At 65.6% G+C, this 11,789-nt stretch carries 8 protein-coding genes; 2 read left to right on the top strand and 6 right to left on the bottom strand.

The features are described from left to right. Positions 1–5: 5 nt before the first annotated feature. Positions 6–1,802 carry a tetratricopeptide repeat protein gene (locus IVA79_RS28610; protein WP_247559316.1) on the bottom strand — a complete coding sequence of 599 codons (1,797 nt, stop codon included), beginning with the start codon at positions 1,800–1,802 and terminating at the stop codon, positions 6–8. 305 nt (positions 1,803–2,107) lie between these two features. Then, the gene (locus IVA79_RS28605) at positions 2,108–3,769 is read right to left on the bottom strand and encodes an electron transfer flavoprotein-ubiquinone oxidoreductase (RefSeq protein ID WP_247559314.1); all 1,662 of its coding nucleotides are present in this window, start codon (positions 3,767–3,769) and stop codon (positions 2,108–2,110) included. Positions 3,770–3,903: 134 nt separating this feature from the next. On the opposite strand from IVA79_RS28605, the gene IVA79_RS28600 reads away from it, so the two are divergent. Further along, on the top strand, positions 3,904–4,710 hold the full coding sequence (locus tag IVA79_RS28600) for a uracil-DNA glycosylase (RefSeq protein WP_247559312.1): 807 nt from the start codon (positions 3,904–3,906) through the stop codon (positions 4,708–4,710). A 122-nt stretch (positions 4,711–4,832) separates the two neighbouring features. Here IVA79_RS28600 and IVA79_RS28595 read toward each other — a convergent pair whose 3' ends face one another. From IVA79_RS28595 to IVA79_RS28580, 4 genes are all read right to left on the bottom strand, one after another. Beyond that, positions 4,833–6,341, bottom strand: a complete 1,509-nt coding sequence (locus IVA79_RS28595) for a glycosyltransferase family 39 protein (protein WP_247559309.1) — start codon at positions 6,339–6,341, stop codon at positions 4,833–4,835. Between the two features lie 241 nt (positions 6,342–6,582). Beyond that, positions 6,583–7,431, bottom strand: a complete 849-nt coding sequence (locus IVA79_RS28590; protein WP_247559307.1) for a ribonuclease HII — start codon at positions 7,429–7,431, stop codon at positions 6,583–6,585. 75 nt (positions 7,432–7,506) lie between these two features. After that, the gene (locus tag IVA79_RS28585; RefSeq protein ID WP_247559305.1) at positions 7,507–7,962 is read right to left on the bottom strand and encodes a VOC family protein; all 456 of its coding nucleotides are present in this window, start codon (positions 7,960–7,962) and stop codon (positions 7,507–7,509) included. 21 nt (positions 7,963–7,983) lie between these two features. Continuing rightward, a complete protein-coding gene (locus IVA79_RS28580; RefSeq protein ID WP_247559303.1) occupies positions 7,984–9,162 on the bottom strand; it encodes a PA0069 family radical SAM protein in 1,179 nt (392 codons plus the stop codon). A 210-nt stretch (positions 9,163–9,372) separates the two neighbouring features. Here IVA79_RS28580 and IVA79_RS28575 point away from each other — a divergent pair, with 210 nt between their 5' ends. After that, positions 9,373–11,787, top strand: a complete 2,415-nt coding sequence (locus tag IVA79_RS28575) for a phosphoketolase family protein (RefSeq protein WP_247559301.1) — start codon at positions 9,373–9,375, stop codon at positions 11,785–11,787. Positions 11,788–11,789 lie beyond the last annotated feature (2 nt).

Below are 11,789 nucleotides of genomic sequence, written 5' to 3'. Positions count from 1 at the left end.
TCAGATTAGCCGCCCTTGCCGTCGTCCTTCTTCTTCTCGGCCTGCGCCGCCGAAGAGTTCGAATTGTCGTCGGCGAGACCGTTGGCAATCTTGGCCTCGATCTTCGGCAGCTCTTCCGGCTCGGGCTTGAGATCGCGGGCGTGCGACCATTGGAATTTGGCTTCCAGCGTGCGGCCGACGCGCCAATAGGCATCGCCGAGGTGATCGTTGATGGTGGGATCTTCGGGCTTGAGGTCGATCGCGCGCTCGAGATTCTTCACCGCTTCCTCGTAGTTGCCGATGCGGTAATAGGCCCAGCCGAGGGAGTCGACGATGTAGCCGTCGTCGGGACGCTGCTCGACGGCACGCTTGATCATCTTCATGCCTTCGTCGAGGTTCACGCCCTGGTCGATCCAGGAATAGCCGAGATAGTTGAGGACGTGCGGCTGGTCGGGCTGCAGCTCGAGCGCCTTCTTCATGTCGGCCTCGGCCTTGGCCCACTGCTTGGAGCGCTCCTGGCAGATGCCGCGATAATAGTACCAGACGCTGTTGGCCTTGTCGTTGCCGGCCGGCAGCACATCGACGCCTTGCGAATAGGTCGCGCCGCAGTCGCCGAACTTCTTGCGGCCGCGCTCGATGTTGCCGAGCGCCATGATGGCTTCGAGGTCCTTGGCATCCTCCGTGGTGACGCCCTTGAGGATCTTGATCGCCTCCTCGGTGCGGTCGGCGGAATCCAGATCGATGGCGAGCTGAATCTGCGCGTTGCGCTTGAGCGGCGAGCTCGACGGCACACGCTCATAGACCTTGATCGCCATCTGCGGCCGCTTCACCGATTCGTAGAGATCGGCGAGCGAAAGCAGCGCCAGCGGATGCGTCGGCTGGAGGTAGAGCGAGAGCTGGAGATAGACCAGCGCCAGATCCTCGCCGCCGCGGCGGGTCAGCGTGGCGCCGATGCCGTAGAGCGCTTCGGCGGCGCCGGCCTGGGCGGAATCGACCAGCGGCGACATTTTCTTGCCGGCCTTGGTGTCGCGCAGGCCTTCCTGGATCAGCGGATGACGCGCCAGCTTCTTGTCGAAGGCCTGATAGACGGTGGTCGCGGCGGCGGAATCCTTGTTGCGCGACAGCCAGCGCGCATAGGCCTCGGTCACGCGCAGCATGGAATCGTCGAGCTTGTAGGCGCGCTCGAAGCGGGTGCCAGCGTCTTTTTCCTTGCCGGAAAGCTCGAGGATCATGCCGGCGTGAAGGTCCTTGAAGAGCGGATACCATTCCGGACCTGCCAGCTTGTCGATGGTGGCGACACCGCCCTTGGCATCGCCCGCACCATAGGCGGCCCACCCCGACAGCAGCGTTGCGACGAGATCGGTGATCGGACCGCGGATCGACTGGTTGATGTTGGTCTGCGCGGCCGCGTACTTCTTCACCTTGAGATCATGCACGCCGACGACGAGACGCGCGACGCGGTTGGTCTTGTCGATGGTAAGGACGCGCTCGGCGAGCTTGACCGCCTCCTCGATGTCGCCGTCGGCGACCGACGAGATGAAGGCGCGGTCGAGCAGCTCGTTGTTCTTGGGATCGGTGCGCAGGGCCGAGCGGTAGAACGCAGCGGCAGAGGCCGCGTCGCGCTCGACGCTGGCATGGCGGGCGGCGAGATAGCTGCCGGCACCGGTGAGCGACTTCAGATCGTTTCGGGTCGGAAACTGCGCCGCCGTGTTCTCCGGGTGATCCGGCGTCTGCGCCAGGACCCTGCCCGGGACGGTCGCGATCGCTGTGCCCATGAGGGCGATGGCGGCAACAGTCCAGCGGTTGAAACGATTTGAAAACATCAGGGCTCGCCTTGAGTTGGTAGTGCCTGGGTTTGCAGCAGAGGGCCGTATCGCATGCGAACGCGGCCGGTGGCATCGGGACCCGGAACCGTCGGGCCAACAATGCCGCTTTTGGCGCTTCGCCGCAAGGATTCGGGCCGGACGATCCCCTCCGCACGCCCCAAATCGGCAAGTAACCGGTCCGTTGCAGCCCAAGACGCCGCTACTATGGCCTTATCGTGGCCGCGACCGGTGGTCGCGGCCCCATCCTCACGCGAACGTGCGCCGGATCGCCTTCGGGATCAGGCCGCTTGCTTGGCCCGCTCCTACATCGCCTCGTAGTTCGGACCGCCGCCGCCCTCCGGGGGAACCCAGGTGATGTTACCATTGGGATCCTTCACGTCGCAGGTCTTGCAGTGAACGCAGTTCTGGGCGTTGATCTGGAAACGCGGGCTCGATCCCTCCTCGACCCACTCATAGACGCCGGCCGGGCAATAGCGATTCGAAGGACCGGCGAACACGTCATGCTCGGAGGTCTTCTGCAGGTTCATGTCGATGACCTTGAGATGGACCGGCTGGTCCTCCTCGTGATTGGTGTTGGACAGGAACACCGAGGACAGCTTGTCGAACGAGATCTTGCCGTCCGGCTTCGGGTAGTTCCTGGGCGCGTGGCTTTTGGCCGGATCGAGCGTGGCGCGGTCGGGCTTGACGTGCGACTGCGTGCCAAACAGTGAGGCGCCGAACAGCGTATTGCACCACATGTCGAGGCCGCCGAGCGCGACGCCGAGCACGGTGCCGAACTTCGACCACAGCGGCTTGACGTTGCGCACCAGGAACAGGTCCTTGCCGACCGATGAGGAGCGCCAGGCGTTCTCGTATTCGACGAGCTCGTCATTGGCGCGGTCGGCGGCGAGCGCGGCCGCAACATGTTCGGCAGCCAGCATGCCGGTGCCCATCGCATTGTGCACGCCCTTGATGCGCGGCACGTTGACGAAGCCGGCCGCGCAGCCGATCAGCGCGCCGCCCGGGAAGCTCAGCTTCGGCACCGACTGATAACCGCCCTCGGTGATCGCGCGCGCGCCGTAGGCGAGCCGCTTGGCGCCTTCGAAGGTGCTGCGGATCGACGGATGGGTCTTGAAGCGCTGGAACTCATCGAACGGCGACAGATAGGGATCATCGTAGTTTAGATGCACGACGAAGCCGACGGCGACGAGATTGTCGTCGTAGTGATAAAGGAACGAGCCGCCACCGGTCTTGAGGTCAAGCGGCCAGCCGAATGAATGCTGGATCAAGCCCTTCTGGTGCTTGGCGGGATCGATCTGCCAGACCTCCTTGAGGCCGATGCCGAACTTCGCCGGCTCGCTCTTGGCGTCCAAGGCGAATTTGTTGATGAGCTGCTTGGTCAGGCTGCCACGGGCGCCTTCGGCGAACAGCGTGTACTTGCCGAGCAATTCCATGCCACGGGTAAAAGAGTCCTTCGGCTTGCCGTCGCGGCCGATGCCCATATCGCCGGTGGCGATGCCCTTGACCTTGCCCTCCTCGTCATAGAGCACCTCGGCCGCGGCAAAGCCTGGATAGATCTCGACGCCGAGCGCCTCGGCCTTCCGTGCCAGCCAGCGGCAGACATTGCCGAGCGAGCCGATAAAGCAGTGATGATTGTCCATCAGCGGCGGCATCATGAAGCCCGGCAACTTGATCGCGCTGCCGGCTGTCATCCAATAGAAGCGGTCGTCCTTCACCTGCGTCTTCAGCGGGCAGTCGGAATCCTCGCGCCAGTCCGGGATCAGCTTGTCGAGCCCGGCCGGATCGATTACCGCGCCGGAGAGAATATGCGCGCCGACCTCGGAGCCCTTCTCCACCACGACGACGTTGAGATCGGCGTTGAGCTGCTTCAGCCGGATCGCGGCGGACAGGCCCGAGGGGCCGGCGCCGACGATGACGACGTCGAATTCCATGGATTCGCGCGGAGGAAGTTCTTCGGTGCTCATCTGATCTCAGCCCTCGAGACGGTCCTTGGTCGATTGCGCCCTCTTGTTTCCGATTTTTCCGGGTAGGACAACCACGGAAATGCGTTCCGCCGGGGTGCAAGGCGCCTTAAACTGAACTAACGTCGGACTTTCCCATGATACCCGAACCCGCACCCAGCGTCCGTGAGCTTCTCGCCTTCTATCTGGAGGCCGGCGTCGATTGCGCGCTCGCGGAGGAACCGATCGACCGCCTGGCGGAATTGGATGCCCCACCGCCGGCCCCGCGCGTGGCGCCGCCGGTCGAGGCGCCGCGGCCGGTCGCCGCGCCGGCGGTCATGCGCGGCGAGGCTGCCCCTGCCCCCGACGTCGCGATCGCGTCCGCGCGCGAGGCCGCGCGCACTGCGCCGACGCTGGAGGCGCTGCGCGAGCTGATGCAAAGCTTCGAGGGCTGCGCGCTGAAGCACACGGCGACGCGGCTGGTGTTCGCCGACGGCAATCCGCAGGCGCGCATCATGTTCGTCGGCGAAGCGCCGGGCCGCGACGAGGACATCGAGGGGCTGCCCTTCGTCGGCCGCAGCGGCAAGTTGCTCGACCTGATGATCAGCGCGATCGGGCTCAACCGCGGCACCGCCTATATCGCCAACGTGATTCCCTGGCGGCCGCCAGGCAACCGCACGCCGACGCCGCAGGAGACGCAAGTGTGCCTGCCCTTCATCCAGCGCCAGATCGAGCTGGTGAATCCTGATGTGCTGGTGACGCTCGGCAACCCCTCGACGCAGACGCTACTCGGGACGCGCGAGGGCATCATGCGCACGCGCGGGCGCTGGTTCGACTACGACGCGGGTGGGCGCACCATCCGCGCGCTGCCGACGTTCCATCCGGCCTATCTGTTGCGCTCGCCGTCCTACAAGCGGCTGGCCTGGCAGGATCTGCGGGCGATCGCGAAGGTGCTGGCGGGTTAGCGAGCTCTCGTAGGGTGGGCAAAGACGCAAAGCGCCGTGCCCACCATCAAGTCGTTCCCGCGCAGCGATAGAGGTGGTGGGCACGCTTCGCTTTGCCCACCCTACGATTTCTGCGTTTGTCGCTACGTCCCCTTCGGCCGTACGATGGCCCAGCCGATACGCAGCAGTTGCTGCCGACCCGTCACCAGCCATTCGAAGGCGCGCGGCACCTCTGGCACGATGCCGGGAAAGCGCTTGAGTATCTCCGGCGGCGGCGTGCCGGCGGTATCGGAGGCGCGCCAGACCACGACGCCGCCGGTCTCGGCGAATTTCGTCTGGTTCATCCACGGCGTCCGCGCGGGGGCGGCGTCGATGAACAGATGCGGCCGGCCGGAATGCAGCGTGATCAGGCTTGCCAGCTGGGTCTCGCCGGCAACCGCGCGCAGCCGATGGTTGGTGCGCCGGGCAAAACTCTCGTCGAAGAAATCCGAGATCGCACGCGCCGGCATCGAGGTCGCGATCTCGTTTGTCCCGGTCCAGGGCAGCAGCAGGACGGCGAGCACGACGCCCGCGGCCGGCGCCACGACAGCGGCGGCCCACACCATGCGCAGCATCCGCGCGCGGCGCATCGCAATGAGATCCCCGGCCGCGACCACTACGGCAAGCCCGGACATGACCAGCACGGCGCCGGCGCCGCCGACGACGGATTCGAGTCCGAGCAGGCCGGAGATCAGCACCGCGCCGAGCGTCGGCGCCAATGCGAAGAAATAGACGAAGTTGCGCGCGAGCGGCGCGACCGGGGGCCGGAAGATGATCGGCGGCTCCTCGCCCTTGGTGGCGAACAGACCGGTGTTGAGGAAGGTCAGCGCCGGGATCGCGGCCGCCCCGAGCACGAGGCCGCCGAGCAGCCAGGCCGCATGCAGGGCGCGGGCACCGAGCTCCGCGACTTGCGGCAGGGCCGGCATCGCAAGCGTCCCGGCCCGCATCAGCCAGACCGCATAGGGCAGCGCCAGCACCGCCACGACGATCAGCGCAAACAGCGGATCGAGCGCGCGCAGCGTGCGGCGGCCGCCGGCGGTCGAGACCGCGAACACGGCGAGCAGCAGCAGCAGGAAAATGGCCGCGGGCGTCGTCAGCAACAAGAGACCGGCCTCGATCGACCAGGCGAACCAGGCATTACCGCGGCGCTGGCCGATGATCTGCCAGGAGTGCAGCAGCAGCAGCGCCCAGAGCGGCCGGGCAAGGACGAGGGGGCCGAAATCGAGCGCTGACGAGGAGAAGGCGAGCACCGTCATGGTCAAGAGCACGGCGAGCACCGCCTGCTGCGAGCCAACCACGGCGCGTGACAGATGATAGAGCGCGATGAAGGTCGCGATCTCGCAGAGCTCGGCCAGCACATAGACGCCGAACATATGGCCGCCGGCGGCGCGATAGGCGATATCGGCGAGCCAGACCGGCAAGGGTGGGCCGAGATCAGTGCCGACCTGGTATTCGCGTCCGAAAGCCAGCAGCGTCGCGAGGCTGCCGGGCGGGCTGCGGTAGAACACCAGCGCCACGAACAGCCACATCGCGGCCTGCAGCAGCACGACGATCCAGACGATCAGCCGCGGCCGGGCGCGAATGAGCTCGATGACCAGGGAGGTAAACCGCATGCAACGCCCGAAAGATGCAGCCAACCCGTCCAGCCGGCCCTATTCGCTCATATCTGTTTTGATAATGGGCGCTGCGCGTCGTGGCAACGACGGTTTGCTCGTCATGCCCGGGCTTGTCCCGCCTGCGCGGCCGAAGCCGCTTCGGCGCGGCGAAGGCCCGGGCATCCACGTTCTTCGCGCCGTCCGTAAGGCGGCCGGGTCAAGCCCGGCCATGACGATATAGGGGCAGCAGCGCTAAGCCTTAAAGATTTGCCGAGGCGTCGATCTCGACGCTGGCATCCACCTGCACCTCGACCTCGGTCACCGCAAACAGGTCCTGCACCGGCTCGACGGTCCAGGGCATGTGCTTGGCCCGGGCGGCGGCGACCGGCGCGAAGAAGCGGCGGTGGTGGACGGAGGGGCCGAGGCGGTCGAGGGCGTCGAGATGCTCGGGGACAGCATAGCCCTTGTGCTGCTCGAAGCCGTAGCCGGGACAGTCCTGGGCCAGCGCGCACATCAGCCGGTCACGCGTCACCTTGGCGATGATGGAGGCCGCGGCGATCGACACAACGATGCCGTCGCCGCCGATCACGGCCTCACAGTCGCATTCCGTGTCGAGCCGGTCGCGGCCGTCGACGAAGACGTGCCTCGGCGTCTCCGGCAGCGCCACCACGGCGCGCTTCAGCGCCCACAATGAGGCGCGCAAGATGTTGTCGCGATCGATTCGCGCGGGCGAAGCGACGACGACGGAGACCTGCGCGGTCGCACAGATCTTGTCGAACAGCCTTTCGCGTTCCTCGGCCGTCAGGCGCTTGGAATCATCGATGCCGCGCGGGATGCGGTTGGGATCGAGAATGACCGCGGCCGCCACCACTGGACCTGCCAGCGGCCCGCGGCCGGCCTCGTCGCAGCCGGCGACGGGCCAGACGCCGCGCTTGATCAGCGCGCGCTCGCGGCGGAAGCTCGGGGGCGTGACGGCAATGATGCCTTTCTTGCCGGCGGGAGCGGCCGTTGCTTTGGCCGCAGCCGCTTTGGCGGAGGCTGCTTTGTTCGCAGCAGCCTTCTTAGGCGCGTCTTTGGCTGACTTCGTAGCGGACTTGTCCCGAATCATGGGCGGGATCGTGCGCACGCAGGACTGGCCCGCGCAACCGGGAACCCCAGACTATTCCCGTTATTCAGGCCCGCTCTATTCCGTCAGATGCACCCGCCGGTCCTCGCCGACCTCGATGCCGGGCGCGACCACGACCTCCCAGGGGTGGCCATCGGGGTCGGCGAAATAGCCGGAATAGCCGCCGTAATCGGTCTCGTGTGCGGCTTTCATCAGCTTCGCGCCCTTGCCGAGCGCGAACGCCAGCACCGCGTCGACCTCATCACGCGCGCGACAGTTCCAGGCGAGCGTCATGCCGCGAAAGGTCGATGGCCTCGGCTGGTCCGGCAACGCGGCGTCCGCCGCGAGCTGATCCCACGGAAACAGCGCGAGCACCGGACCGCCGGTATCGTAGAACGCGACCGCTTCGCCGGTCGCCTTCAGCCGGCGCTGGAAACCGAGCGCGTCGTAAAAGGCGATGCTGGCACGGATATCGCTGACGCCGATCGTGATGACCGTGAGCCGCGGCACCGGCGCTGTGAGTTCCCTGGGCATGCTGCGCCTCTTCCACTCCGATCAGAACAGGCTCAGCTGATCGCCGTTCCGCTTCGGCCGCGCAAAGTGATCCGTCGTCAGCTTCGAGCGCCGTTTGTTCAGGCCGAGCCTGTCGCAGGCGATCTCGAAACGGCGGCCGATGGTCCAGGCCATCGGTCCCGTGCCCTTCATCCGCTCGCCCCATTTCGCATCGTAGTCGCGCCCGCCGCGCATGTCGCGGATCAGGGTGAAGACGTGGCGATAGCGATCAGGATAGTTGGCCATCAGCCATTCGCGGAAGAGATCGCGCACCTCCAGCGGCAGCCGCAGCAGCACATAGGAGGCTTCCTTGACGCCGGCATGGGCGGCGGCATCGAGAATGCGCTCGATCTCGGAATCGTTCAGCGCTGGGATCACGGGCGCGACCATCACCGTGGTGGGAATGCCGGCATCCGAGAGCTGCTTCAGCGCCTCCAGCCGCTTCGGCGGCGTCGAGGCCCGCGGCTCCATGCTGCGCGCCAGTTTTGGATCGAGCGAGGTGACGGAGATCGCGACCTTGGCGAGGTTGCGCTTGGCCATCCGCGCGAGAATGTCGATGTCGCGCACAACCAGCGCCGACTTGGTGACGATGCCGACGGGATGGCCGGCACGCTCCAGAACTTCGAGGATGCCGCGCATGATCTTCCGCTCGCGTTCGATCGGCTGGTAGGGATCGGTGTTGGTTCCGATCGCGATCATCCGGGGCTCGTAGCCGGTGGCGGCAAGCTCCTTCTCGAGCAGCGCTGGCGCCTCAGGTTTCACAAACAGCTTCGATTCGAAATCGAGCCCCGGCGACAGGCCGAGATAGGCATGGGTCGGCCGCGCGAAGCAGTAGACGCAGCCGTGCTCGCAACCGCGATAGGGATTGATCGAGCGGTCGAAGCCGATATCGGGGGAATCGTTGCGGGTGATCACCTTGCGCGAGGTATCGACGCCGACACTGGTCTTGAACGGCGGCAGCTCTTCCAGGCTCTGCCAGCCGTCGTCGAAAGCGACGCGCGCCTCGGCCTCGTAACGGCCGCTGGCATTGGACTGGGCCCCCCGCCCTCGCCGGCGCGCGCGGTCGATGGCGACGCCGAGCTCTGGAAAACCGGCTGGAAAATCAGAGTCCGCACCCGCCGGCTCGGAGGGCGCCTTGACCGGCGGGTGCTTGAGAGCGTGAGAGGATGCTGCTGGACTCATGCAGCCAAGATAGCACGCCAAAGGAACAAATCAAGAACACAAACAAAAAACTCGAAAACAACCCCATGCAAAGTAGAGCTGCCCAGACTTCGCGCGCCCGCCTTTGGCCTCCCGCAACACCGGCGTCACCACTATCCCGTTTCATGACCGACGGATCGATCTCGCCGGAACCGGGTTGATGACGATCGCTGGGTGAAGGTGCGCAGGAATATGACAATCCAACAAAAAACAGCCGCTGCGAGCGGCGACCTCAATCTGCTCGATCGCTACTGGCGCGCCGCAAACTACCTCTCCGTCGGGCAAATTTACCTGCTCGACAATCCGCTGCTGCGCGAGCCCTTGCGGCCCGAGCACATCAAGCCGCGTCTGCTCGGCCATTGGGGCACAACGCCCGGCCTGAACTTCATCTACGCACATCTGAACCGCGTCATTCGCGCACTGGACCTCGACGTGATCTATGTCTGCGGCCCCGGCCATGGCGGGCCGGGCATGGTCGCCAACACCTATCTGGAAGGCAGCTACAGCGAGATCTATCCCGACATCGCGCGCGATGCGGACGGAATGCGCAAGCTGTTCAGGCAGTTCTCCTTCCCCGGCGGCATTCCGAGCCATGCGGCGCCGGAAACGCCGGGCTCGATCCACGAAGGCGGCGAGCTCGGTTACGCGCTGGTGCATGCTTATGGCGCCGCCTTCGACAATCCTGATTTGATCGTCGCCTGCGTGGTCGGCGACGGCGAGGCCGAGACCGGTCCGCTCGCCGCGTCCTGGCACTCCAACAAGTTCCTGAATCCCGCCCATGACGGCGCGGTGCTGCCGATCCTGCATCTGAACGGCTACAAGATCGCCAACCCGACCGTGCTCGGGCGGATGCGCGACGAGGAGATCCGCGATCTCTTCCGCGGGTTCGGCCACGAGCCGCTGTTCGTTGAGGGTGATGATCCCAAATTGATGCACCAGGCCATGGCGGATGCACTCGACGTCGCGCTCGCCAGCATCCGCTCGATCCAGCAGCACGCACGGGACGGGCGCGAAAGCGTCGAGCGCCCGCGCTGGCCGATGATCGTGCTGCGCAGCCCAAAGGGTTGGACCGGTCCAAAACAGGTCGACGGCAAGAAGGTCGAGGGCTTTTGGCGCGCGCATCAGGTCCCCGTCGCAGGCTGCCGTGAAAATCCGGCGCATCTCAAAGTGCTCGAAGACTGGATGCGCAGCTACGAGCCGGAAAAACTGTTCGACGCGAGCGGGGCCCTCATCCCCGAGCTTCAGGCGCTCGCGCCCGAAGGCCCCCGCCGCATGGGCGCCAATCCGCATGCCAATGGCGGCCTCCTGAAGAAAGAGTTGAAGCTGCCGGACTTCCGCAACTTCGCCATCGAAGTGCCGCGGCCCGGCGGCGTCGTGGCCGAAGCAACGCGCGAGCTCGGCAAATTTTTGCGCGATGTCATCCGCCTCAACGCGAAGGAGCGCAACTTCCGCATCATGGGCCCGGACGAGACCGCATCAAACCGCCTGGACGCGGTGTTCGAGGCGACCGAACGGGTCTGGATGGAGCCGATCGAACCTGACGACGTGGATCTCGCGCAGGACGGCCGCGTGATGGAGGTGCTGAGCGAGCATCTCTGCCAGGGTTGGCTCGAAGGCTATCTGCTCACCGGCCGGCACGGCTTCTTCTCGTGTTACGAGGCCTTCATCCACATCGTCGATTCCATGTTCAACCAGCACGCCAAATGGCTGAAGGTGACGCGCGAGCTGCCGTGGCGGCGCCCGATCGCCTCGCTCAACTATCTCCTGACCTCGCATGTCTGGCGCCAGGACCATAACGGCTTCAGCCATCAGGACCCCGGCTTCGTCGATCTCGTCGCCAACAAGAAGGCCGACATCGTCCGCATCTACTTCCCGCCTGATGCCAACACGCTGCTGTGGATCGCCGACCACTGCCTGCGCACCTACAACCGCATCAACGTGATCGTCGCCGGCAAGCAGCCGGCGCCGCAATGGCTCTCGATGCAGGAAGCAGCCACCCATTGCGCTGCCGGCATCGGCATCTGGACCTGGGCGGGGACGGAAGATGTGGGCCAGGAGCCCGACGTGGTCATGGCCTGCGCCGGCGACGTACCGACGCTGGAGACGCTCGCCGCCGTCGACCTCTTGCGCAAGGCGCTGCCGAACCTGAAGATCCGCGTCGTCAACGTCGTCGATCTCATGACGCTACAACCGAAGGCGCAGCATCCGCATGGTCTTTCGGACCGCGACTTCGATAGCCTGTTCACATCGGACAAGCCCGTCATCTTTGCCTATCACGGCTATCCCTACCTGATTCACCGGCTGACCTATAACCGCACCAACCATGCCGGCATGCATGTGCGCGGCTTTGCCGAGGAAGGCACCACGACGACGCCGTTCGACATGGTCGTGCTCAATGAGCTCGACCGCTACCACCTCGCGATCGAAGCGATCGAACGCGTGCCCGGGCTCGCGGCCAGGGCCGCGCAGGCCAAGCAGCAATTCCGTGACAAGCTGATCGAGCATTCGCGCTATGTGAGGGAGCACGGCGAGGACATGCCGGAGATCCGCGACTGGGTCTGGCCCAACAGTTCCGGCGGCAATACCCCCGCGGAAGCCGGCAACTAGCC

It is taken from the genome of Bradyrhizobium sp. 138, assembly GCF_023074075.1.
Lineage (GTDB): Bacteria > Pseudomonadota > Alphaproteobacteria > Rhizobiales > Xanthobacteraceae > Bradyrhizobium.
The sequence above is the reverse complement of the archived record's forward strand: the minus strand, read 5'-3'. Positions and strand labels throughout refer to the sequence as shown.